Origin of the sequence: Kitasatospora sp. NPDC098663 (genome assembly GCF_044760075.1) — a bacterium.
In the GTDB taxonomy this organism is placed as follows: domain Bacteria; phylum Actinomycetota; class Actinomycetes; order Streptomycetales; family Streptomycetaceae; genus Kitasatospora.
Genome location: NZ_JBIWAP010000045.1, coordinates 23,104 through 44,405, shown reverse-complemented (window position 1 = coordinate 44,405; position 21,302 = coordinate 23,104). Strand labels below are relative to the sequence as shown.

23 protein-coding genes and 1 pseudogene are annotated in these 21,302 nt (G+C 72.3%); 13 read left to right on the top strand and 11 right to left on the bottom strand.

Features of this window, described 5'->3' with window-relative positions; all coding sequences use genetic code 11:
- Positions 1-196: 196 nt before the first annotated feature.
- A complete protein-coding gene (locus ACIQVZ_RS34415; protein ID WP_350880613.1) occupies positions 197-1,051 on the bottom strand; it encodes a diacylglycerol kinase in 855 nt (284 codons plus the stop codon).
- Positions 1,052-1,177: 126 nt separating this feature from the next.
- Here ACIQVZ_RS34415 and ACIQVZ_RS34410 point away from each other — a divergent pair, with 126 nt between their 5' ends.
- The 3 genes from ACIQVZ_RS34410 to ACIQVZ_RS34400 all read left to right on the top strand — a co-directional run bounded on the left by ACIQVZ_RS34410 (position 1,178) and on the right by ACIQVZ_RS34400 (position 3,475).
- Positions 1,178-2,461 (top strand): adenylosuccinate synthase, encoded by a 1,284-nt coding sequence (locus tag ACIQVZ_RS34410; RefSeq protein ID WP_063348342.1) that lies wholly within the window; start codon positions 1,178-1,180, stop codon positions 2,459-2,461.
- A gap of 123 nt (positions 2,462-2,584) precedes the next feature.
- Positions 2,585-3,214, top strand: a complete 630-nt coding sequence (locus tag ACIQVZ_RS34405; protein ID WP_350880615.1) for a GNAT family protein — start codon at positions 2,585-2,587, stop codon at positions 3,212-3,214.
- Between the two features lie 60 nt (positions 3,215-3,274).
- Positions 3,275-3,475: a DUF397 domain-containing protein gene (locus ACIQVZ_RS34400; RefSeq protein ID WP_350880617.1), complete on the top strand. Its 201-nt coding sequence runs from the start codon at positions 3,275-3,277 to the stop codon at positions 3,473-3,475.
- A gap of 51 nt (positions 3,476-3,526) precedes the next feature.
- Here the strand turns inward: ACIQVZ_RS34400 and ACIQVZ_RS34395 are convergent, their stop codons facing one another.
- Positions 3,527-3,685: a hypothetical protein gene (locus ACIQVZ_RS34395; protein ID WP_350880619.1), complete on the bottom strand. Its 159-nt coding sequence runs from the start codon at positions 3,683-3,685 to the stop codon at positions 3,527-3,529.
- A 309-nt stretch (positions 3,686-3,994) separates the two neighbouring features.
- Between ACIQVZ_RS34395 and ACIQVZ_RS34390 the strand changes: the two genes are divergently transcribed.
- The 4 genes from ACIQVZ_RS34390 (at position 3,995) to ACIQVZ_RS34375 (ending at position 7,463) form a co-directional block, all read left to right on the top strand.
- Positions 3,995-4,846 (top strand): helix-turn-helix transcriptional regulator, encoded by an 852-nt coding sequence (locus tag ACIQVZ_RS34390; protein WP_350880621.1) that lies wholly within the window; start codon positions 3,995-3,997, stop codon positions 4,844-4,846.
- The gene (locus ACIQVZ_RS34385) at positions 4,843-5,043 is read left to right on the top strand and encodes a DUF397 domain-containing protein (protein ID WP_063348346.1); all 201 of its coding nucleotides are present in this window, start codon (positions 4,843-4,845) and stop codon (positions 5,041-5,043) included. Before ACIQVZ_RS34390 ends, ACIQVZ_RS34385 begins: the two co-directional genes overlap by 4 nt.
- A 193-nt stretch (positions 5,044-5,236) precedes the next feature.
- A complete protein-coding gene (gene metG, locus ACIQVZ_RS34380; protein WP_402455556.1) occupies positions 5,237-6,970 on the top strand; it encodes a methionine--tRNA ligase in 1,734 nt (577 codons plus the stop codon).
- 181 nt (positions 6,971-7,151) lie between these two features.
- A complete protein-coding gene (locus ACIQVZ_RS34375) occupies positions 7,152-7,463 on the top strand; it encodes a helix-turn-helix transcriptional regulator (RefSeq protein WP_063348348.1) in 312 nt (103 codons plus the stop codon).
- A gap of 106 nt (positions 7,464-7,569) precedes the next feature.
- Here ACIQVZ_RS34375 and ACIQVZ_RS34370 read toward each other — a convergent pair whose 3' ends face one another.
- Positions 7,570-8,472 carry a class I SAM-dependent methyltransferase gene (locus ACIQVZ_RS34370; protein WP_402455553.1) on the bottom strand — a complete coding sequence of 301 codons (903 nt, stop codon included), beginning with the start codon at positions 8,470-8,472 and terminating at the stop codon, positions 7,570-7,572.
- 105 nt (positions 8,473-8,577) lie between these two features.
- On the bottom strand, positions 8,578-9,576 hold the full coding sequence (locus ACIQVZ_RS34365) for an NAD(P)/FAD-dependent oxidoreductase (protein WP_402455550.1): 999 nt from the start codon (positions 9,574-9,576) through the stop codon (positions 8,578-8,580).
- Between the two features lie 286 nt (positions 9,577-9,862).
- Here ACIQVZ_RS34365 and ACIQVZ_RS34360 point away from each other — a divergent pair, with 286 nt between their 5' ends.
- Together ACIQVZ_RS34360 and ACIQVZ_RS34355 are read left to right on the top strand one after the other, a co-directional pair.
- Positions 9,863-10,138: a PhdYeFM domain-containing protein gene (locus ACIQVZ_RS34360; RefSeq protein WP_350880629.1), complete on the top strand. Its 276-nt coding sequence runs from the start codon at positions 9,863-9,865 to the stop codon at positions 10,136-10,138.
- Positions 10,135-10,539 carry a type II toxin-antitoxin system VapC family toxin gene (locus ACIQVZ_RS34355; RefSeq protein ID WP_402455548.1) on the top strand — a complete coding sequence of 135 codons (405 nt, stop codon included), beginning with the start codon at positions 10,135-10,137 and terminating at the stop codon, positions 10,537-10,539. Before ACIQVZ_RS34360 ends, ACIQVZ_RS34355 begins: the two co-directional genes overlap by 4 nt.
- A 75-nt stretch (positions 10,540-10,614) precedes the next feature.
- Here ACIQVZ_RS34355 and ACIQVZ_RS34350 read toward each other — a convergent pair whose 3' ends face one another.
- From ACIQVZ_RS34350 to ACIQVZ_RS34340, 3 genes and pseudogenes are all read right to left on the bottom strand, one after another.
- Positions 10,615-11,184 carry a GNAT family N-acetyltransferase gene (locus ACIQVZ_RS34350; protein WP_402455545.1) on the bottom strand — a complete coding sequence of 190 codons (570 nt, stop codon included), beginning with the start codon at positions 11,182-11,184 and terminating at the stop codon, positions 10,615-10,617.
- 138 nt (positions 11,185-11,322) lie between these two features.
- Positions 11,323-11,472, bottom strand: a pseudogene (locus ACIQVZ_RS34345) (DUF350 domain-containing protein); the annotation flags it as partial.
- A gap of 50 nt (positions 11,473-11,522) precedes the next feature.
- The gene (locus ACIQVZ_RS34340) at positions 11,523-12,011 is read right to left on the bottom strand and encodes an LURP-one-related family protein (protein WP_363581438.1); all 489 of its coding nucleotides are present in this window, start codon (positions 12,009-12,011) and stop codon (positions 11,523-11,525) included.
- A 91-nt stretch (positions 12,012-12,102) separates the two neighbouring features.
- Here ACIQVZ_RS34340 and ACIQVZ_RS34335 point away from each other — a divergent pair, with 91 nt between their 5' ends.
- Complete coding sequence (locus ACIQVZ_RS34335) at positions 12,103-12,612, top strand: GNAT family N-acetyltransferase (protein ID WP_402455542.1); 510 nt, start codon at positions 12,103-12,105, stop codon at positions 12,610-12,612.
- 34 nt (positions 12,613-12,646) lie between these two features.
- Here ACIQVZ_RS34335 and ACIQVZ_RS34330 read toward each other — a convergent pair whose 3' ends face one another.
- Positions 12,647-12,901, bottom strand: coding sequence for a hypothetical protein (locus tag ACIQVZ_RS34330; protein WP_402455540.1), 255 nt, complete (start codon positions 12,899-12,901; stop codon positions 12,647-12,649).
- A gap of 122 nt (positions 12,902-13,023) precedes the next feature.
- On the opposite strand from ACIQVZ_RS34330, the gene ACIQVZ_RS34325 reads away from it, so the two are divergent.
- A complete protein-coding gene (locus tag ACIQVZ_RS34325) occupies positions 13,024-14,838 on the top strand; it encodes an NHL domain-containing thioredoxin family protein (RefSeq protein WP_402455537.1) in 1,815 nt (604 codons plus the stop codon).
- A 77-nt stretch (positions 14,839-14,915) separates the two neighbouring features.
- On the opposite strand, the gene ACIQVZ_RS34320 is transcribed toward ACIQVZ_RS34325, so the two are convergent.
- Both ACIQVZ_RS34320 and ACIQVZ_RS34315 read right to left on the bottom strand, forming a co-directional pair.
- Positions 14,916-16,226, bottom strand: coding sequence for a M18 family aminopeptidase (locus ACIQVZ_RS34320; RefSeq protein WP_350880643.1), 1,311 nt, complete (start codon positions 16,224-16,226; stop codon positions 14,916-14,918).
- A gap of 423 nt (positions 16,227-16,649) precedes the next feature.
- Complete coding sequence (locus ACIQVZ_RS34315) at positions 16,650-18,479, bottom strand: acyl-CoA dehydrogenase (RefSeq protein WP_350880645.1); 1,830 nt, start codon at positions 18,477-18,479, stop codon at positions 16,650-16,652.
- A gap of 214 nt (positions 18,480-18,693) precedes the next feature.
- Between ACIQVZ_RS34315 and ACIQVZ_RS34310 the strand changes: the two genes are divergently transcribed.
- Entirely contained in the window at positions 18,694-19,197 is a 504-nt protein-coding gene (locus ACIQVZ_RS34310; protein ID WP_063348360.1) for an SseB family protein, read from the top strand.
- A 126-nt stretch (positions 19,198-19,323) separates the two neighbouring features.
- Complete coding sequence (locus ACIQVZ_RS34305) at positions 19,324-20,274, top strand: pirin family protein (protein WP_402455532.1); 951 nt, start codon at positions 19,324-19,326, stop codon at positions 20,272-20,274.
- A 72-nt stretch (positions 20,275-20,346) separates the two neighbouring features.
- On the opposite strand, the gene ACIQVZ_RS34300 is transcribed toward ACIQVZ_RS34305, so the two are convergent.
- Positions 20,347-21,168, bottom strand: coding sequence for an integrase (locus ACIQVZ_RS34300; protein ID WP_350880649.1), 822 nt, complete (start codon positions 21,166-21,168; stop codon positions 20,347-20,349).
- Positions 21,169-21,302 lie beyond the last annotated feature (134 nt).

Below are 21,302 nucleotides of genomic sequence, written 5' to 3'. Positions count from 1 at the left end.
GCCGGGATTGTCCGGCGATCGGTCGGTAACGCGCGTAGACAAAACCCCTTACCAGGTGGGGATTTCGGGTGGGGGGAATTCCGGCCGGAGGCGGTTGGCCTTGTGGTTCGCGCCTGTTGGGGCGTTCCGTGTGCGGAGGGCCGGGAGTCGGGCCGGCGGCGAAAGTGAGCCTGCTCACCCGGGGTTCACCCCGGCGTCACGCGGCGGGCAGCAACAGGCCCCAGGCGCCCGGGTGGACCGTCCAGGTGCGGGCGCGGACCGGACCGACGGGGTGGCCGTCCGCCTCGTAGCCGAAGCCGCGCCCGACCACCGAGACGCTCTCCGCCCGGGCGCGCACCAGGGCGCCGGGCGCGCGGATCACCACCTCCAGCACGCCGGCGGCGTCCGCCTCGACGCCCGGCAGGGTCAGCTGGACCAGCCGCACCGGTCGGTGCACGTCGGCGAGCAGCCGGCCGTCGGCCTCGACCCGGACCCGGGGGTTGTGCTCGGCGGAGGACCGGCCGTCCGCCGTGAGTGCGTTCGCCTGCTCGGCCGCAGCCAGTTTCGCCCATAGCGAACGCCAACCACCCGTACGGCCTGCCGGACGCCGCGTCCCGGCACCGGTGATCCGCACCCCTCCCAGGGCCACCCCGCCGCCGTCGTCCACCAGCAGGTCCAGCTTGCGCGCCGCACCCGACAGCACCGCCCGCGCGGCCCGGACCGGCTCGCCCGGCACCCCGAGCGCGCGGGCCGCGGCCAGCTCCTCCGACCGGCCGACCGGAACCATGCCCACCGGATCCGCGCCCAGCTCACGCTGGCGGTACAGGGCCTGGAGCACCCGCTGCAACGCCAGGTCGGAACCGATCACGACCGGGCGCCGCCGACCCCGGTGCGAAAGCACCCGGTCGAGTTCGGACGGGCTCTCCGGATAGACCACCTTGACGTCCGCGCCTCCGCAGAGCACGTCCTTCGCGATCCGCACCGACTCGCCGTCGGTCTGCCGGGCCGCCGGGTCGAGGAGCAGCAGGAGCGGCTCGGGGCCGCCGGTTGCGGGCGTGGACAGGGACGACACGACCGGTCCTTCCTCAGGTAATCTCTCGGTGCAAGAGCCCCTTGCGCTACTGCGCCAGGGGCTTCGTCTATCTCGGGGCAGACTGCGGCCTACGCAGGATGCCCCAACCGGAAGGGGTGTACGCCTGTGCCGGCACTCGTGCTCGTTGGCGCTCAGTGGGGGGACGAGGGCAAGGGGAAGGCCACCGACCTCCTCGGCGGCTCCGTCGACTACGTCGTCCGCTACCAGGGCGGCAACAACGCCGGTCACACGGTGGTCATCGGCGACCAGAAGTACGCCCTGCACCTGCTCCCCTCCGGCATCCTCAGCCCTAACGTGACGCCGGTCATCGGCAACGGCGTCGTCATCGACCCGGGCGTGCTGCTCTCCGAGCTGAGCGGCCTCAACGACCGTGGCATCGACACCTCCAAGCTGCTGGTCTCGGGCAACGCCCACCTGATCACGCCGTACCACCGCACCCTGGACAAGGTCACCGAGCGCTTCCTCGGCAAGCGCCGGATCGGCACCACCGGCCGCGGCATCGGCCCGACCTACGCGGACAAGATCAACCGCGTCGGCATCCGGGTCCAGGACCTGTTCGACGAGTCGATCCTGCGCCAGAAGATCGAGGCGGCGCTGCACGACAAGAACCAGATCCTGGTCAAGCTGTACAACCGCCGCGCCATCCCGGCCGAGCTGGTCGTCGAGGAGTACCTCGGCTACGCGGACAAGATCAAGCCCTTCCTCGCCGACACCACCCTCGTCCTGGACCAGGCGCTCAAGGCGAACAAGGTCGTCCTGCTGGAGGGCGGCCAGGGCACCCTGCTCGACGTCGACCACGGCACGTACCCCTTCGTGACCTCGTCGAACCCGACCTCGGGCGGCGCCTGCACCGGCGCCGGCATCGGCCCGACCAAGATCGACCGGGTCATCGGCATCCTCAAGGCCTACACCACCCGCGTCGGCTCGGGCCCGTTCCCGACCGAGCTGCTGGACGAGGACGGCGAGGCGCTGCGCCGCATCGGCGGCGAGCGCGGTGTCACCACCGGCCGTGACCGTCGCTGCGGCTGGTTCGACGCGGTCATCGCGCGTTACGCGACCCGGGTCAACGGCCTCACCGACTTCTTCCTCACCAAGCTCGACGTGCTCACCGGCTGGGAGCAGATCCCGGTCTGCGTCGCGTACGAGATCGACGGCAAGCGGGTCGAGGAACTCCCGTACAACCAGTCCGACTTCCACCACGCCAAGCCGATCTACGAGACGCTGCCGGGCTGGACCGAGGACATCAGCAAGGCCAAGACCTTCGCCGAGCTGCCGAAGAACGCGCAGGCGTACGTGAAGGCGCTGGAGGAGATGTCCGGCGCGCCGATCTCCGCCATCGGCGTCGGCCCGGGCCGCGACGAGACGATCCAGATCAACTCGTTCATCTGAGCCTGATCCGGTCGAGGGCCCTGCGGGACGTCCCGCAGGGCCCTTCGTTTCGCCCGCTCCGCCGATTTCGCACTAGTGCAGAAGTTCATTGCATCTAGTGCATCGTGGCGCTACCTTTCCGGCATGACCGCACAGCCGCCCACGCCCGTGACCCTCACCGGCCGCCACGTCCGCCTGGAGCCCCTCGGCCGCCACCACCTGCCCGACCTGTGGGCCGCCGTCGGCCCCGACCCGGAGGTCTGGCGCTGGATCCCCTCGCTCCCGCCCGCGACCGAGGAGGAACTGGGCGCGATCCTCGACGCCCGGCTCGCCGAGGTGGCGGCCGGGTCGGCGGTGAAGTTCGCCGTGATCGACCTCCCCAGCGGCCGGGCCGTCGGCGTCACCGGCTACTACGACGTCAGGCTCGCCGACGAGGTCGTCGAGATCGGCGGCACCTGGTACGCCCGCTCGGTCTGGCGCTCGCCCGTCAACACCGAGGCCAAGCTGCTGCTGCTCTCCCACGCCTTCGACGACCTGGGCATGGGCCGGGTCTACTGGAAGACGGACGCGCTCAACGAGCGCTCCCGCAACGCGATCCTGCGCCTCGGCGCCCAGTACGAGGGCGTCCACCGCCGCGAGAAGCGGCGCGCCACCGGCGTGTGGCGCGACACCGCCTACTTCTCGATGCTCGCCGACGAGTGGCCCGCCGCCCGGATCCGCCTCGTCGAGCGCCTTTCGCGCGGTGCCCAACCCTCCGTGCGCCCCCGTTCCTGAACGGCCGCCCGGGAGTTGTCCAGGGTGCCAGGCAGGAACCGCGATGGGAGTAGGAAACCGATGACCCAGCAGTGGCAGAAGTCCACCAGCAGCACCCGGGACGGCGGCGACTCCGTGGAGGTGTCCGTCAACGAGCGGGGGCTGATCGAGGTCCGCGAATCCGAGAGCCCCGACGCGATCATCGTCACCACCCCGCAGAAGTTCGCGCTCTGGATCGAGGGCGTGAAGCGCGGCGAATTCGACCACTTCGGCGACGGCTGACCGCATCCTCCGGTGGCCCCCCTCCCGACGGGGGGCCACCGCTGCCGCGCGCTATTTCTTCTCGACGGCGGCGGAGGAATGGCGGACGACGAACTCGCGTTTTACGGAACGCGGTTCGCGGGGTTGGGCGTTGACCAGCCAGACCAGCCAGCCGACGAATAGCACGGCGAGCAGCAGGGCCGACAAACCGGCGACGAGCAGGCCGTTCACCGGGTAGCGGGAACGCGGTGGGCGGGGGTGAGAAGCAGCGGAAGCGGCATGACAGTCTCCGGTCGGTGATGTCGAGCGTGCCGACCATGCATCTGGTGTGTATTTACGGCTGATTGGCGGCTGTTTAGGCCACAACAAGTCAGTGACTGACGCGAGAACGACCATAGGGTCGAGGTGCAAGACTTGCTACCGAGCGGGAGAACGTTCACTCCATCGTGGGGTATCCCCCATTTCAGTAGCTAGGGCTGGGTAAGCACGGCACACTTCACCGGAAGCATCGACCCGAGCCGCGATCCGGAGAAGAGAGTCATGCCACCCCGCTTGTCGCCGACCGTGCGTCAGCAGCGCCTTGGCATCGAGCTGCGCAAGATGCGCGAACGCGTGGGCGTGACGCCCAAGAGCCTGGCCGCCACCCTGGGCACCGACCTGCCCAAGATCTCGCAGATGGAGAACGGGAAGTCCGGCATCAGCGCCGAACGGCTCCGGCTCTGGGCCCGCACCTGCCACTGCGCCGACGGCCCCTACCTCGACGCGCTGCTCGCGATGACACAGGACCGGCGCAAGTACTGGTGGGACGGCTACCGCGGCCGGCTGCCCGGCGGGCTCATCGACATCGCGGAGATGGAGCACCACGCCGAGTCGCTGGCCATCCTGCACACCACCTTCATCCCCGGACTGCTGCAGACCTCGGCGTACGCCTCCGCGGTGTTCGCCCGGGTCCGGCCGCCCATGCCCCAGCCGGACGCCGACGCCCGCACGGCATTCCGGATCCAGCGCCAGCGGCTGTTCACCGAACGCCCGAAGCCGTACGCCGCGTACATCCACGAATCCGCGCTGCGCATGCAGTTCGGCGGGGCGGCGGTGCTGCGCGACCAACTGCTCGGCGTGCTGGAGGATTCCGAGCGGCCCGGGGTGGAGATCCGGACCATCCCGTTCAGCGTCGACACCTTTCCCGGGTCCGGGGAGAGCCTCTACCTCGCCCGCGGGCCCGTTCCCGAGCTCGACACCGTGCAGATCGACCTCTCGAACGGGCCGAAGTTCGTGCACCTCGACACCGAGCTGCAGACGTACCGACAGATCAAGGAGGAGACCGCCGCGGTCGCCCTCGGGCCGGCCGAGTCCCGGGACTTCATCCGGGCCTTACTGAAAGACTTCTCATGACTGAGTGGCGGAAGTCCTCGTCCAGCGGCGAGAGCAACGAGTGCGTCGAGATCAGAGCCGCCGACGGTCTGGTGGAGATCCGCGAGTCGGACCGCCCCGAGATCGTCGTCCGGACCACGCCGCGCAAGTGGGCCGCGTTCGTCCGCGGGGTGAAGGCCGGGGAGTTCGACCGGTACAGCGACTCCGTCGGGCCCTGAGCCGCACCCGCCCCTGAGCAGCACCGCCCTTGAACCGCACCCGCCCCCCCTGAGGCCACCCCCTGAGCCACACCTGAGCCGCACCGTCCCCCCGGCCCGGCGGCGGTAGGCTTGGCAGCCCACAGTGGACCCCTGCGCCTGGCACAGCACTCCGGGTGGGGTGCGCGTGCGGGAGAAATCGGAGCATCCGAGGATGGCTCGGCACCTGATCACCAGCGCCCTTCCGTACATCAACGGGATCAAGCACCTGGGCAACATGGTCGGGTCGATGCTCCCGGCGGACGTCTACTCCCGCTACCTGCGCCAGCGCGGCCACGAGGTGCTCTACATCTGCGCGACCGACGAGCACGGCACGCCCGCCGAACTGGCCGCGCAGGAGGCCGGACTGCCCGTCGCCGAGTTCTGCGCCCAGGCGCACGACGCGCAGAAGGCGGTGTACGACGGCTTCGGGCTGTCCTTCGACCACTTCGGCCGCAGCTCCTCCCCGCAGAACCGCGAGATCACCCAGGAGATCGCCCGCGAACTCCAGCGCAACGGCTTCATCGAGGAGCGCGCGATCCGGCAGGTGTACTCCAACGCCGACGGCCGCTTCCTGCCGGACCGCTACATCGTCGGCACCTGCCCGCACTGCGGCTACGACAAGGCGCGCGGCGACCAGTGCGAGAACTGCACCCGGGTGCTGGACCCGACCGACCTGCTGGAACCGCGTTCGGCGATCAGCGGCAGCTCCGACCTGGAGGTCCGGGAGACCAGGCACCTGTTCCTGCTCCAGTCGGAGCTGACCGACGAGGTCGAGCAGTGGATCGCCGCCCACGGCGACGACTGGCCCGTGCTGGCCTCCTCGATCGCCCGCAAGTGGCTCACCGAGGGCCTCCAGGACCGCGCGATCACCCGCGACCTGGAGTGGGGCGTTCCGGTGCCGGCCGACGTCTGGCCGGAGCTGGCGGCCGAGGGCAAGGTGTTCTACGTCTGGTTCGACGCCCCGATCGAGTACATCGGCGCCACCAAGGAGTGGGCGGACGCGGCCCCGGCCGGGCAGGCCCGGGACTGGAAGTCCTGGTGGTACGAGGCCGACCACAGCGTCCGGTACACCGAGTTCATGGCCAAGGACAACGTCCCGTTCCACACCGTGATGTTCCCGGCCACGATCCTCGGCTCGCGCCGGCCGTGGAAGAAGGTCGACTACGTCAAGGCCTTCAACTGGCTGACGTACTACGGCGGGAAGTTCTCCACCAGCCAGAAGCGCGGCATCTTCACCGACGTCGCCCTGGAACTGCTGCCGGCCGACTACTGGCGCTACTTCCTGATGGCGCACGCCCCCGAGTCGGACGACTCCAGCTTCACCTGGGACCTCTTCGCCTCCGTCGTCAACAAGGACCTCGCCGACACCCTCGGCAACTTCGTCAACCGGGTGCTCACCTTCAGCCGCAAGCGCTTCGGCGACGCCGTCCCGGCCGGCCACGCGCCCGGCGAGGCCGAACAGCGCCTCGGCGAGCAGATCGCCGCCCTGCTGGCCGAGTACGAGGCCCAGCTGGACGCGCTCAACTTCCGCAAGGCCGCGCAGGGCCTGCGCGCGCTGTGGAGCGCGGGCAACGCGTACCTGGACGAGAAGGCGCCCTGGCTCCAGGTGAAGACCGACCCGGACGCGGCGGCGCTGACCCTGCGCACCGCGATGAACCTGATCCAGCTGTACGCGGTGGTCTCCGAGCCGTTCATCCCGACCGCGGCGGCGGCGATGCGCGGCGCCTTCGCCCTGCCCGGGGACGCCCCGGCGGCCGGCCTGTCCTGGGTCGGCCCGGAGCAGGCGCGGGCACTGGACCTGGTGCCGGCCGGGACGGCGTTCACCGTGCCGCCGGTGCTGTTCGCCAAGATCACCGACGAGGACCTGGCCGCCTGGACCACCCGCTTCGGCGGCCAGGAGGGCTGAGCCGCGGCGGACGGCCCGGCGCCCGGGCCGTCCGCCACCCTCCCGACACCGCCGGGAATCTGACGCCCAGTCACCGACGGCCGCGTCCGGGCCACCGGCGCCCCGCCGGGCGGCACCACGCCCGCCCCACCGGCCCCGGCGCGCCGAGGCACTGCGGTACCGCGCCGGTACGCTTCCAGCCATGGATGTTGACCTGGTCACCGCCCTGCGGGCGATCGCCAACCCGACGCGCCTGCAACTGCTGGCGTGGTTGCGCGAACCCGAACGCCACTTCCCCCTGGAGGAAGCGGTCGCCGACCCGCGCGAGGTCGGCGTCTGCGTCAGCCACATCCAGGCCAAGGCCGGCCTCGCCCAGTCCACCGTCTCGGCCTACCTCGCCGAACTCCAGCGCGCCGGCCTCGTCCGCGCCACCCGCATCGGCAAGTGGACCCACTACCGCCGCGACGAGGCCCGCATCGCCGCCCTCATCACCGCTCTCGGCCACACCCTGTAGGCCCCTGCCTGTAGGCCCCTGCCTGTAGGCCCCTGCCTGTAGGCCCCTGCCGCGGCCGGGGCGGGGACTCCCCGCCCCGGCCGCGGCAGGCTCGGCCCCACGGCCGTCAGGCGGCCTTGCGGGCGGTGTGGACGGTCATGGCCGAGAGGAAGAAGGCGTCCGGGCGGTTCAGGATGCCCGTGGGGGCGTCCTCGGCGAGGAGGGCGTCGAGGGTGGCGCGGTCCTCGGGGGCGAGGTTGTCGACGAGTTGGTCGTGCAGACGGGCGAGTTGGGCGTGGAGGTGCTCGCGGGCGGGGCGGGCGAGCGGGGCCGGGTGGTCGATCAGGAAGGTGCGGGTGCCGCTGGGGGTGAGGCCGGCGCGGATGAGCATGGCCGGCCAGTCCTCCACCTCCTCGGTGGCGCCGGGCAGTTCGGCGCGCATGGTGCTGAAGCCGTCCTCGTGCACGGCGTCGAGCCGGGCCTGGAAGCCGGGCCGGCCGAGGCCGAAGTCGCGCGGCAGGTAGCGCATCGGCAGGCCGCGTTCGGCGACGGCCAGCAGGCCGCCGGGCCGGAGCATCGCGGCGAGGGAGGTCAGGGCGGCCTGCTGGTCGCCGAGGTGGTGGATCGCGTTGCCGGACCAGATCAGGTCGGCCTCGCCGAGCTTGCCGAACTCGGTGGGCAGGTCGGCCTGCTGGGTGCTCAGACGGCCACCGGAGCGGGCCCGGGCGCGCTCCAGCAGGGCGGCCGACTGGTCGACGGCGACCGTCTCGGCCTCGGGGAAGGCCTCCGCCAGCAGTCCGGCGATCACCCCGGGTCCGCTGCCGACGTCGAGGACCCGCCGCACCCCGTCGGTCTCGCCGCGCAGGGACCGCAGCCACTGCGCGGCCCCGGTGATGGCGGGGGCGCGCAGTTCGGCCTCCCGCTCCAGGTGGGCGGCGAGGGCGTCCCAGTCGAAGTCGGCGGCGGGGACGTCGCCGTGGTGGTGCCCGTGCTGGTGGCCCTGGCCGTGCTGGTGCTGGTGTTCGGACATCGCGTGTTCTCCGATCGTGGGTGACGGAAGGGGTGCTGCGGTCGGAAGGGTGCTGAAGGCGGACAGGTGACGCCGGGCGGAGGTGCCGGGGCTCTCTCCCCCCGCTCAGGCGGGAACGGCGGCGCCGGACGCGCGGTGTTCGGCGACCGCCCGTCCGATCTCCTCCGCGACGAGGTCGTGGTCGAGGTCGAACGCCGCCGCCGCGCCCGTCCCGGCGGCGACGACCACCTGGGCCCGCGGGTCGGCGACGTTGCCGACCGCCCAGACGCCGGGGACGCTGGTGCGCCCGGCCCGGTCGGTGGTGACCCAGCCGTTCTCGTCCCGGGCGCACTCCAGGCCGAACAGCAGCGCGTCCCGGGGCACCGGCTGCGGGAAGACGAACACGGCCTCGCGCGGCACCACCCGGCCGTCGGCGAGTTCCACACCGCGCAGCCGGTCGGCGTCCGTCACCAGCCGGGTGATCCGGCCTTCGACGACCCGGACGCCGCGGGCGGCGAGCCGCTCCCGCTCGGCCCCGGTCGGCGTGAGGGTGTGCGTGATCAGGACGACGTCCGCGGACCACTGCCGGAGCAGCAGCGCCTGGCCGACCGCGCCCGGGCCGGTGCCGAGCACGCCGAGCGGGCGGTCCCGGACCTCGTAGCCGTGGCAGTACGGGCAGTGCAGCACGTCGCGGCCCCAGCGTTCGAGCAGGCCCGGGAGCTCCGGGAGCCCGTCGCGCAGGCCGGTGGCGACGACCACCCGGCGCGCGTGCAGCACAGGGCCGCCCGCCAGGTGGACGGCGAAGCCCGCCCCCGCGCCTTCGGCGTCCGCGACGCCCTCGACGTGGTCGACCCGGGCGTCGATCAGGTCGGCCCCGTAGCCGGCGACCTCCGCCCGGCCGACCTCCAGCAGCGCCGCCGGGGGCATGCCGTCCCGGCTCAGGTACCCGTGCATGTGGGCGGCGGGGGCGTTGCGCGGCTGGCCCGCGTCCACCACCGCCACCCGGCGCCGGGCCCGGCCCAGCACCAGCGCGGCGCTCAGCCCGGCCGCGCCCGCGCCGACCACCACCGCGTCGTAGTCGTCCCGGGGGGCCGTCGGCCCTGCCGTCCTCGTCGTGTCGCCCATGGCGCTCACCTCCACCGCCAGGCTGCGGCCGGACCGGCCATATCGGCAAGCTTTGTTGCCGTTTCCGCAAACACCGAACCCCGACCGGCCACCGCCCGTCCGCTCCGCGCCACGGGCCCGGACTCCCCGAGTGGACGGGGATACGGACCGACCCTTGCCATGGAGTGCACTCCAACTCCTAGCCTCTGACGCACCACCGAACCACCACGGACCGCCCGGCCGGATAGCCGAGCCGGTCTCCCCCGCCAGTGCGACACGGTGCATTACGGCGCGATACGCTTGCCCCATGAAGACCATCACGCAGCGCGAACTCGCAGCGCGGTCCAAGGCCGTGCTCGACGATGTCGAAGCCGGCGAGATCTACCACATCACTCGCAACGGCACCGAGATCGCCGAAGTCCGGCCGATCAGCAGTCGCCGCCGATTCGTCCCCGTCGAGGAACTCCAGCGAAAGTGGCGGAACGCGCCGACGGTCGACGCCACGCAGATGCGCGCGGAAGCCGACGCCTTCTACGGCGACGAGGACCGGATCGGCGGCGACGACCCGTGGGAGCGGAAGTGACTGAGCGACGCCGACGCGGACTGCTCGACACCTGCGTCGTGATCGATCTGCCGCAGATCGATCCACAGCTCCTGCCGGCCGATGCCGCGCTGTCGTCCATCGTGCTGGCCGAACTCGCCCAAGGCGTCGCCATGGCCAAGGACCCGGTGCAGATGATGGCCAGGGCCCAGCGACTCGCGGACGTGGAGGCGGAGTTCGCCGCCCTCCCCTTCGACCGCGAGGCAGCTCGGCGGTTCGCCACCCTGGTCGCCCTCACGATCCAGGCCGAGCGGGACCCCCGCCCCCGCCGCATGGACCTGATGATCGCGGCGACCGCGGCCGCCCACGGCCTGCCGCTCTACACGCGGAACCCGGGCGACTTCGCCGGCCTGGAGCAGGGCGTCGAAGTCATCCCCGTGTGACGAACGGCCCCGCTCCAGTGGTGCCGTCGCCGCTTCCGGACGGGTCGCCGCCACCGGCCGCCCGCGGGAAGCCGGCTACTCCCTCGGGGCGGCGAAGCAGTGGACCACGACCGTGCGGTCGGCGGCCCACTGCTGTTCGCCGCTGCCGAGCCAGGTCCAGCCGAGGCGGCGGTAGCAGGCGTTCGCCGGGGCCGCGGTGGCGAGGACGTCGAGGACGGGGTGGAGGCCGAGCGCCCGCGCGTGCGCCACGGCGGCCGCCGCCAGCTGTGCGCCGATCCGGTGGCCGCGCGCCGTGGGGGCGACGTAGAGCCGGCCGATCACGGCGGTGAGTTCCGGGCGGCCGCCGGTGCGGCGGCTCCACAGGCCGGGGGCGACGTCGCCGGGGGCACTGCGGGAGAGGCCCACGTGGCCGACCGGGCGGCCGTCCAGTTCGGCGACCCAGGCGGCGAGCAGGCCCCCGGGGGTGAGCCAGGCGGCGGGGCGGTCGGGCCAGTCGGCGGGGTAGCCGTCGGTGGTGTGGACGTCGCCGAGCACCCGGACGCAGTCGGCGAGGTCGGTGACGCGGCGCCGTCGCACGGACACCCCTGCCCCGGCCCGCCGCGAGCCGGACGCGACGACGTTGGCGCGTTCTTCAAGGTCAGCCATGCCGGTACGTTACCGGCCGGGCCCCACCGCCGCAGCAGGTCGGCGACCCCGGTCGGATCCTCGCCGCCACCGCCGGCCGTCGACCGACGCTCCATCAGCCGAACGCGGCCGGGCGCACCCAGGCACTCGGACGGGCCGTCAGGCGATCGCGGCCGACACCACCGCCGCCACCGCGATGTTGCAGCTGGCCGAGACCCAGACCGCCGGGTGCGGCTCCGGCTCGACCAGGATCGCGCCGAGCCTGCCGGGCGTCAGCAGGTCCACCGCCCGGAAGGCGACGGCCATCAGCGGGGCGGGCGGCGGACCGGGGAAGCAGGACCCCTGACGTCAGCGGGGGATCAGTGTTCCTCGTGCACCAGGTGGTCGACGCAGGCGGCGATCGCGAGCAGCAGGCCGGTGTCGGCGCCGTCGGCGATCTCCACGCCGTAGGTGTCCCGGATCCGGAACCACTTGCGGGAGATCCGGGCGAGGTCGTCGCCGTGGTGGTTCTCGATCCGGTAGTCCTTGTCGATCAGGTTGCCGTGGATCTTCAGCTCGCCGCCGGAGGCCAGCTCCACCAGGTACTTGTCGCGGAACGGGGTGAACAGCTTCTCCCGGACGGTCGCGATCACCTCGCCGTCGGCGTCCTCGATCTTCATAGCGTCGCGGACGGTGAACGCCTTCTCCTTCACCACCGCGACCACCCGCCCGTGCGCGTCCTTCAGCTCGAAGGTGTGCCGCAGCCGCAGCACCTTGCCGTCCACCAGGTACGCCTTGTGGCCCCGGTCGTCCTCGATCCAGTAGTCGTCTCCGACTGCGAACAGCTTCTCCCTGACCAGATACCGCACAGCGGCCTCCTCCGTGTCGACGTGACCCCCATTCGACCCGATCCCCCCGCCCGCCGGGAAGCACCGCCACACACGGGCGTTCAATGGCGGCATGCGTCCCGACCCCGCCGCCCCGCTGCACAGCGAGCGCCTCGACCTCCTCCCGATCGGCCCCGAGCACGCCGAGGAGCTGGCCGCCGTCCTCGCCGACCCCGCCCTGCACGCCTTCACCGGCGGCTCCCCGGCCACCGCCGACGACCTGCGCGTCCGCTACGCCCGGCTCGCCGCCGGCTCCCCCGACCCCGCCGAGACCTGGGGCAACTGGGTGCTGCGGCTGCGCGCCGACGGCCGCCTCACCGGCTACGTCCAGACCACCGTCCGCCCCGGGGCCGCCGAGCTCGCCTGGGTGGTCGGCACCCCCTGGCAGGGCCGCGGCCTGGCCACCGAGGCCGCCCGCGCCCTGCTCTCCCACCTCGCCGCCACGGGCGTCAGCACCGTCACCGCCCACATCCACCCCGACCACCACGCCTCCGCCGCCGTCGCCCGGGCCCTCGGCCTCACCCCCACCGGCGAGCAGCAGGACGGCGAGACCCGCTGGCAGGCGGAGCTCCCCCGGCCCTGACCCGGACCCGGCCCCGGACCCGGCCCTGACGCCCTCAGTCCTCCTCGCCCGGCGCCGGATGCGGGTTGACGGCCTGCCCGTCGATCGGCTGCCCCCAGTCGTCGTCACCCTCGGCCCCCACGCAGTACCCGGAGCCCTCCACCCACCCCCCGGCGTCCTGGCACTGCTCCGCGGTGACGTCACGCGCAACGGGCCCGGCGGCCGCCGCCGAGGCGGCACCGGCACCGGTGGCGAGCAGGACAGCGGTCGCGACCGTCAGGGCGGACCGGAGCAGGGGTGAGGTGATCATGCGGACAACGACAGCACGAACCCCGACCCCCACCCCGTCGACACGCCCACCACCCCCGGCCACACCCCACCACGACCGCCGCCCCGGAATGCCGCCCGGCCACGATGCGGTTGGATACAGGCATGGCATCTCGTGCACGTGTACGCGCCCCCGAGCTGGTCGGGGCAGGCGGTTGGCTGAACACCGGTGGCAAGGAGCTGACGCTCGCCGACTTCCGGGGCAAGATCACCGTCCTGGACTTCTGGACGTTCTGCTGCATCAACTGTCTGCACGTCCTGGACGAGCTGCGGGAGTTGGAGGAGAAGCACCGGGACACCGTGGTGATCGTCGGGGTGCACTCGCCGAAGTTCGTGCACGAGGCGGACCACCAGGCCGTGGTGGACGCGGTCGCCCGGTACGAGGTGCACCATCCGGTGCTGGACGATCCGGCGCTGGCGACGTGGAAGCAGTACGCCGTGCGGGCCTGGCCGACGCTGGTGGTGATCGACCCGGAGGGGTACGTGGTCGCCCAGCACGCGGGCGAGGGCCACGCGCACGCGATCGCGCGGCTGGTGGAGGAGTTGGAGGCCGAGCACGCGGCGAAGGGCACGCTGCGCCGCGGCGACGGCCCGTACGTGGCGCCGGAGCCGACCGCGGGGGACCTCAAGTTCCCGGGCAAGGCGGTCCGGCTGCCCGACGGGCACTTCCTGGTCGCCGACTCCGGCCACCACTCGCTGGTGGAGCTGGCCGAGGACGGCGAGACGGTGGTCCGCCGGATCGGCGACGGGCAGCGCGGCCTGGTGGACGGCACCAGCCCCCGGTTCAGCGAGCCGCAGGGGCTGGCGCTGCTGCCGGAGGGCTCGGACTTCGACGTGATCGTGGCCGACACCGTCAACCACGCGCTGCGCGGGGTGCGGCTGGCGGACGGCTCCGTGACCACGCTGGCGGGCACCGGCCGCCAGTGGTGGCAGGGTTCGGCGACCGAGGGCCCGGCCCGCGAGGTGGACCTCTCCTCGCCGTGGGACGTCGCCTGGTTCGACGGCCGGGTGTGGATCGCGATGGCCGGCGTGCACCAGCTGTGGGCGTACGACCCGGCCGCCGGCACGGTCGGCGTCGCGGCCGGCACCACCAACGAGGGCCTGGTGGACGGGCCCGTCGGCGAGGCCTGGTTCGCCCAGCCGTCCGGTCTGGCGGTCTCGGCGGACGGCGAGCGGCTGTGGGTGGCCGACTCGGAGACCTCCTCGATCCGATGGGTTTCACGTGAAACCGGGACGGTCCACACCGCCGTCGGCACCGGCCTCTTCGACTTCGGCCACCGGGACGGCGCGGCCGCGCAGGCACTGCTCCAGCACCCGCTGGGCGTCACCGTGCTGCCGGACGGCTCGGTGGCGGTCAGCGACACCTACAACCACGCGCTGCGCCGCTTCGACCCGGCGAGCGGCGAGGTCACCACGCTGGCCACCGATCTGCGCGAGCCGTCCGGCGCCGTCCTGGTGGACGGGGACATCGTGGTGGTCGAGTCGGCCCGGCACCGGCTGACCAGGCTGCGGCTGCCGGAGGAGGCGGTGCGGGTCGAGTCGGTCGCGCACCGCACCCGGCGGGCGGCCACCGAGGTCGCGCCGGGCGCGTTCCGGCTGGACGTGGTGTTCTCGGCGCCGAGCGGCCAGAAGCTGGACGAGCGGTACGGCCCGTCCACCCGGCTGCTGGTCAGCGCGACCCCGCCCGAGCTGCTGGTCTCCGGCGCGGGCGCGGACAGCGACCTGTCGCGCGAGCTGGTCCTCTCCGAGGAGGTCACCGAGGGCGTGCTGCACGTCTCGGCGATGGCCGCGTCCTGCGACGACGATCCGGAGATCGAGTTCCCGGCCTGCCACGTGCACCAGCAGGACTGGGGCGTGCCGGTGAAGCTGGTCGCCGACGGCGCGCGCCGGCTGCCGCTGGTGCTCGCCGGCCTGGAGTAGCCCGTCCGGCGCGGAAGGGGACCGGCGGAGCGTACTCCGCCGGTCCCCTTCGCCGTTGAGGGGGGATCAGCCCGGGATCAGCCCTCCAGGAACGCCTTGATCGCGCTGGCCAGCAGGTACGGGTCCTCGGCGCCGCACAGTTCGCGCGCCGAGTGCATGGACAGCGCCGCGATGCCGCAGTCCACCGTCTTGATGCCGAGGCGCGCCGCGGTGATCGGGCCGATGGTGGTGCCGCAGGGCATCGCGTTGTTGGACACGAAGGACTGCCACGGCACGCCGGCCTTCTCGCAGGCGGCCGCGAACACCGCCCGGCCGACGCCGTCGGTCGCGTAGCGGTTGTTGACGTTGACCTTGAGGATCGGCCCGCCGTTCGGCAGCGGGTGGTGGCCCGGCTCGTGCCGCTCGGCGTAGTTCGGGTGGACGGCGTGGCCCATGTCCGAGGAGAGGCAGATCGTCCCGGCCAGCGCCCGGGCGCGGTCCTCCGGGGTGCCGCCGCGGGCGTGGACGGTGCGGTCCAGGACGTTGCCGAGCAGCGGGCTCTGCGCGCCGGTGTCCGACTCGCTGCCGGTCTCCTCGTGGTCGAAGGCGGCCAGCACCGGGATGTACGGAAGGTCGGCGGCGTCCTCGGCGGAGGCGACGGCGGCCAGCGCGGCGGTGGCGGCGTGGACGGACAGCAGGTTGTCCAGGCGCGGGCCGGCCAGCAGTTCGCGGTCGCGGCCCAGGTAGGCGGCCGGCTGGACGTCGTGCGTCATCAGGTCCCAGCCGGCCACGTCCGCGGCGTCCACGCCGGCGCGCTCGGCGACGTACGAGATCAGCGAGCCCTCGTCGACCGGGCCGAGGCCCCAGATCGGGGTGAGGTGGCGCTGCTTGTCGAGCTTCATGCCGTCGTTGACCTGGCGGTCCAGGTGGATCGCGAGCTGCGGCACCCGCAGCAGCGGCTCGTCCAGCTGGACGAGCCGCGAGCTGCCGTCCTTCAGCGCGAGGCGGCCGGAGAGCCCGAGGTCACGGTCCAGCCAGGTGTTCAGCGGGACGCCGCCGTAGATCTCCACGGCGACCTGGCGCCAGCCGGCCGAGCCGGTGTCCGGCAGCGGCTTGACCCGCAGGTTCGGCGAGTCGGTGTGGGTACCGACCACCCGGAACGGGGTCTCGGGGCGGGCGCTCTCCGGCAGGTACCAGGCGATCAGGGCGCCGCCCCGGATCAGGTAACGGCCGCCGGCGGCGCCGTCCCAGACGTCGGTCTCGGCGACCTGCCGGAAGCCTGCCTTCTCCAGCCGCTCGGCGGCGCTCGCGACCGCGTGGTACGGGGACGGCGAGGTGCCGAGGAACGCGATCAGATCGTCGCTGTGCGTCCGGTCGAAGAATGCCTGGCGGGCGGCGGCGGTCGACATACTGCTCCTGAGTCGAGGGAGGGCCGAAGCCGGATGGGGAGTCGGCTTCGCACCTTGAGCATATGCCCGTACACGGACAGGGAATTCGGAACCTCCCAACGGATGCAGAACGAGGACACAACCGTGAAGTGACGCCGTGCCGAACTCCGTACACCCAGAGATCCGCGCCGGTCGCGGACGGTCATCGCCAGGCCCGGCCCGGCTCCCGCGACCCCCGAACAACCGGTGCGAAACGGGCGAACTCGGCGACGGGTGCGGGGCGGACGGGCGGACGGGCGGACGGGCGGACGGGCGGCAACGCCGAAGGGCCCGGCGGTGGCCGGGCCCTTCGACGTGAGGGTGCTGTCAGGCGGTCGGAGAGGTGTCACGCCCCTCGCGGCGCCCCTGGGGGCACCGCGGCGGGTGACGGGTGGGGCGAGGGCCTCAGAAGGCCTCCTCCGCCAGGTCCATGATCTCGTTGTCGATGCCCTCGGCGATCAGCCGCTGCGGGGCGACGGTCGGCAGGACGTTCTTGGCGAAGAAGCGGGCCGCCGCGACCTTGCCCTGGTAGAACGGGACGTCCTTCTCCGAGGCCCCGGCCTCCAGCTTGGCCAGCGCCACCGCGGCCTGACGCAGCAGCAGCCAGCCGACGACGACGTCGCCGGAGACCAGCAGCAGGCGGGTGGTGTTGAGGCCCACCTTGTACATGTTCTTGACGTCCTGCTCGACCGAGGTGAGGTCGGCCAGCAGCTTGCCCACGATGGCGTCCAGGTCGCCGACGGCCTTGGCGAGCAGCTCGCGCTCGGCGGCCAGGGCGTCGCCGCCCTCGGCCGCGCCGAGGAACTTCTGGATCTGCTCGGACAGCGCGGTGAGCGCCTGGCCGCCGTCCTTGACGATCTTGCGGAAGAAGAAGTCCTGGCCCTGGATCGCGGTGGTGCCCTCGTAGAGGGTGTCGATCTTGGCGTCCCGGATGTACTGCTCGATCGGGTACTCCTGCAGGTAGCCGGAGCCACCGAAGGTCTGCAGGGACTGGGCGAGCTGCTCGTAGGACTTCTCGGAGCCGTAGCCCTTGACGATCGGCAGCAGCAGGTCGTTGAGGCGCTCGGCGGCCTCGTCGCGCTCGCCGCGCAGGCCGGCGGCCACCATGTCGTCCTGGACGGACGCGGTGAACAGGACCAGCGCGCGCATGCCCTCGGCGTAAGCCTTCTGGGTGAGCAGCGAGCGGCGCACGTCCGGGTGGTGGGTGATGGTGACGCGCGGGGCGGTCTTGTCCAGGAACTGCGAGATGTCGGCGCCCTGCACGCGCTCCTTGGCGTACTCCAGGGCGTTCAGGTAGCCGGTGGAGAGGGTGGCGATGGCCTTCGTGCCGACCATCATCCGGGCGAACTCGATGATCTTGAACATCTGGCGGATGCCGTCGACCTTCTCGCCGAGCAGCCAGCCCTTGGCCGGGTGCTTGGCGCCGAAGGTCATCTCGCAGGTGTTCGAGGCCTTGAGGCCCATCTTGTGCTCGACGTTGGTGGCGTAGGCGCCGTTGCGCTCGCCCAGCTCGCCGGTCTCCCAGTCGAAGTCGAACTTGGGGACGATGTACAGGCCCAGGCCCTTGGTGCCGGGCTTGCCGCCCTCGGGGCGGGCCAGCACCAGGTGGATGATGTTCTCGGACATGTCGTGCTCGCCCGAGGTGATGAAGCGCTTCACGCCCTCGATGTGCCAGGAGCCGTCCTCCTGCTTGATCGCCTTGGTGCGGCCCGCGCCCACGTCCGAGCCCGCGTCGGGCTCGGTGAGGACCATGGTGGCGCCCCAGAGGCGGTCGGTCATCCGCTGGGCGACCTTCTTCTGCTCCTCGGTGCCCTCGTCGTGGACGACGCCGGCGAAGGCGGGGCCGGAGGAGTACATCCAGATGGCCGGGTTGGAGCCCAGGACCTGCTCGGCGTAGGCCCAGATCAGGGAGGACGGGGTGACCTGGCCGCCGATCGCCTCCGGGATGCCCAGACGCCACCACTCGGCGTCCATGTAGGTCTGGTAGCTCTTCTTGAAGGTGGCCGGGACCGGCGCGGTGTTGGTCTCGGGGTCGAAGACCGGCGGGTTGCGGTCGCTGTCGGTGAAGGACGCGGCGAGGTCGTTCTCGGCGAGGCGCGAGATCTCGCTCAGGATGTTCTTCGCGGTCTCGACGTCCATGTCCGCGAACGGTCCGGAGCCGTAGACCTGCTCGCGACCGAACACCTCGAAGAGGTTGAACTCCACGTCCCGCAGGTTGGACTTGTAGTGACCCATGGCCGTTTTCTCCGGTTCGTCGCTTCCGGGAGACCGCCGCGTTCGGGCGCCCCGTACCCACCAGTACGCATCATGATGCTACCCAGCGGTAACTTGGGCAAGCCCCTGGCGGTGAATCCGCTATGAACGTGGTCACGTCCCACAAGTCGGGACGACCAGTCCTTGTCAGGATCGACGCCCGCACGGGCGGGTGCGCTCCCGATAGCCTGTCCGTGTGTACGGATATGACCAGAACGCATACCCGGGCGACCCCTACCAGCAGCAGGCGGGTCCGCAGCCGGGCATGAACGGCATGCCCGGCCCCGACGCCTACGGCGCGCAGTCGCAGGCGTCCCAGCAGTCCCTCTACCCCGAGCCCTCCCCGCCGTCGCTGGCGGACGCCGTCCGGGCGTTCACCACGGGCTCGATGGCGGTCGAGGACTTCCAGGCCATCTTCATCACCTCGAAGGTGCACTGCCCGCGCGGCGAGCGGCCCGGCTTCCTGGCGCTGCACAACACGCCGACGCCGGTGATCCCGATGTTCAGCTCGCTGAAGGAGCTGCGCCGCTACGCCGGCAAGGACTCCAAGCACTTCACCGTCACCGGCGCCGAGGTCCTGGACCTGCTGCCGACCGGCTACGGCTTCGCGCTGGACATGGAGGGCGAGCACCGGATGGTGTTCGACGCCAAGGCGGTCGAGCAGATGGTCGACTTCACCATGCGCCGCATGTACGGCTGACCCATCCTGGAGGAGGAGCCCCGCGCTCCTTCGTCACCATATGGTTCAACGTTCAACTTGCTTGTTGTTGAGAATTGAACTAACCTCGTGGACGTAGGCCAGAGGAACCCCCCGAAGGAGGCCGACATGCCCGCCGTGACCGTCGACAACCCGCTGACCCTGCCGCGCGTCGCCACCCCCGACCCCGCCGCCACCAGCGCCCGGCCGGTCCTCACCGTCGCGACCGCACCCGAGGGCTTCGAAGGCGAGGGCTTCCCGGTCCGCCGCGCCTTCGCCAAGATCAACACCAAGTACCTCGACCCGTTCATCATGATGGACCAGATGGGCGAGGTGGAGTACGCCGCAGGCGAGCCCAAGGGCACGCCCTGGCACCCGCACCGCGGCTTCGAGACGGTCACCTACCTGATCGACGGCGAGTTCATCCACAAGGACTCGCACGGCGGCGGCGGCCACCTCGGCGGCGGCGACACCCAGTGGATGACGGCCGGCTCGGGCATCCTGCACATCGAGACCCCGCCGGAGTCGCTGGTGACCACCGGCGGCCTGTTCCACGGCATCCAGCTGTGGGTCAACCTCCCGGCCTCCGACAAGATGGCCGCCCCGCGCTACCAGGACATCCACGGCGGCCACGTCAAGCTGCTCTCCACCCCGGACGGCGGCGCGATCCTGCGGCTGATCGCCGGCGAGCTGGACGGCCACCGGGGCCCGGGCGTCACCCACACCCCGATAACCCTGCTGCACGCCAGCATCACCCCGGGCGCGCAGGTCACCCTGCCGTGGCGGCCGGACTTCAACGCGCTCGCCTACGTCCTCAACGGCGACGGCACCGTCGGCGCCGAGGGCCGCCCGGTCCACACCGGGCAGGCGGCCGTGTTCGGCGAGGGCGACACCATCACCATCACCGCCGACACCAAGCAGGACTCCCGCCACCCGAACCTGGACGTGATCCTGCTCGGCGGGCAGCCGATCCGCGAACCGGTCGCCTGGTACGGGCCGTTCGTGATGAACAGCCACCGCGAACTGGAGCAGGCCATGCGGGACTTCCAGTCCGGCCGGTTCGGCCACCCGATCGACTGACGGCACCGCCCCGGCGGTCACCGCACCACCCCGGTGACCGCACCGTCCGATGACGCCCCGGCCGTCCGCCCGCTACAGCAGCGCGTAGACCGCCGAGGCGTCGTCGTGCGCCTTGCCGCGCGGCCAGCGCTCGCAGGCGGCGTCCGCCCGCTCGACCTCGCGGACCTGCGCGATCAGTTCGCCCGGACCGGACTCGGCGAGCAGCCGCAGCACATCCGCCCAACTCCCCAGCCCGAAGCGCTCGGTGAAGCGCGAGGCGCCGTCGGTGAGCGCGGCCAGCGCGTGCAGCCGCTCCAGCCGGACGAAGCCGGTCTCCGCGTGCCCGGCCGCCTTCGGGCTGGCCGCGGCGATCCACGGACCGTTGCCCCGGTTGCGGGCGGACCGGACGGCCAGCGCGTACTCCAGGTGCAGCGCGGCCCGCTCGGCCGAGCCGGGGACGGTCGCCCAGACCTGCCGGCGCAGTTCCTCCCCGCCGGGGAAGCGCTGGTTGTCCCCGATCACCTTCGGCGGGCCGTCCTTGTACTCCAGCACCAGCAGCGAGTCGCCAAGCACCAGGTACTCCAGCGACTCGCCGTGCCGGCGGGCCGCCACCACCATCGCCGCGGGGGTGTTGGGGTGGCCCAGGTCGCAGCGGCCGCCGTGCAGCGCGGCCGTCTCCACGATGGCGTCGGCCAGGCACTCGGCGATCGAGCGGTCCACCCGGTCGGTGAGCCGGGCGAGCAGGTGCACGCCCAACCGGCGGACGTACCAGGCGGTTCCGTGCCGGCACCCGGACTCCAGGCCGGCCGGCGAACTCGCGCCGTCCAGCAGTACCAGCGCCTCCGGCGAGGCCGCCGCGAAGTCCTCGCTCTCGCGGTCCGGCCGCCGTGCTTCCCCTGCGAGCTGTAGCTGCATCCCGACAGTGTGGCCGCCACCCCCGCCCGGCGCCCAGACCCCTGCGCCGGTGTGGCGCGGGCCGGTCCCCGCCGCCCGGTGGCAGCCTGGGCAATCCGGTCATACCGTCGAATAGCAACCGGACAATTCGGCCA

Bases quoted from the DNA above. Each gene is read 5' to 3' on its own strand.
- ACIQVZ_RS34405 (WP_350880615.1), top strand. From the start codon at position 2,585: ATGACCGCACAGCCGCCCACGCCCGTGACCCTCACCGGCCGCCACGTC.
- ACIQVZ_RS34400 (WP_350880617.1), top strand. From the start codon at position 3,275: ATGACCCAGCAGTGGCAGAAGTCCACCAGCAGCACCCGGGACGGCGGC.
- ACIQVZ_RS34390 (WP_350880621.1), top strand. From the start codon at position 3,995: ATGCCACCCCGCTTGTCGCCGACCGTGCGTCAGCAGCGCCTTGGCATC.
- ACIQVZ_RS34385 (WP_063348346.1), top strand. From the start codon at position 4,843: ATGACTGAGTGGCGGAAGTCCTCGTCCAGCGGCGAGAGCAACGAGTGC.
- metG (WP_402455556.1), top strand. From the start codon at position 5,237: ATGGCTCGGCACCTGATCACCAGCGCCCTTCCGTACATCAACGGGATC.
- ACIQVZ_RS34375 (WP_063348348.1), top strand. From the start codon at position 7,152: ATGGATGTTGACCTGGTCACCGCCCTGCGGGCGATCGCCAACCCGACG.
- ACIQVZ_RS34370 (WP_402455553.1), bottom strand. From the start codon at position 8,472: ATGTCCGAACACCAGCACCAGCACGGCCAGGGCCACCAGCACGGGCAC.
- ACIQVZ_RS34365 (WP_402455550.1), bottom strand. From the start codon at position 9,576: ATGGGCGACACGACGAGGACGGCAGGGCCGACGGCCCCCCGGGACGAC.
- ACIQVZ_RS34360 (WP_350880629.1), top strand. From the start codon at position 9,863: ATGAAGACCATCACGCAGCGCGAACTCGCAGCGCGGTCCAAGGCCGTG.
- ACIQVZ_RS34350 (WP_402455545.1), bottom strand. From the start codon at position 11,184: ATGGCTGACCTTGAAGAACGCGCCAACGTCGTCGCGTCCGGCTCGCGG.
- ACIQVZ_RS34335 (WP_402455542.1), top strand. From the start codon at position 12,103: ATGCGTCCCGACCCCGCCGCCCCGCTGCACAGCGAGCGCCTCGACCTC.
- ACIQVZ_RS34330 (WP_402455540.1), bottom strand. From the start codon at position 12,901: ATGATCACCTCACCCCTGCTCCGGTCCGCCCTGACGGTCGCGACCGCT.
- ACIQVZ_RS34325 (WP_402455537.1), top strand. From the start codon at position 13,024: ATGGCATCTCGTGCACGTGTACGCGCCCCCGAGCTGGTCGGGGCAGGC.
- ACIQVZ_RS34320 (WP_350880643.1), bottom strand. From the start codon at position 16,226: ATGTCGACCGCCGCCGCCCGCCAGGCATTCTTCGACCGGACGCACAGC.
- ACIQVZ_RS34315 (WP_350880645.1), bottom strand. From the start codon at position 18,479: ATGGGTCACTACAAGTCCAACCTGCGGGACGTGGAGTTCAACCTCTTC.
- ACIQVZ_RS34305 (WP_402455532.1), top strand. From the start codon at position 19,324: ATGCCCGCCGTGACCGTCGACAACCCGCTGACCCTGCCGCGCGTCGCC.
- ACIQVZ_RS34300 (WP_350880649.1), bottom strand. From the start codon at position 21,168: ATGCAGCTACAGCTCGCAGGGGAAGCACGGCGGCCGGACCGCGAGAGC.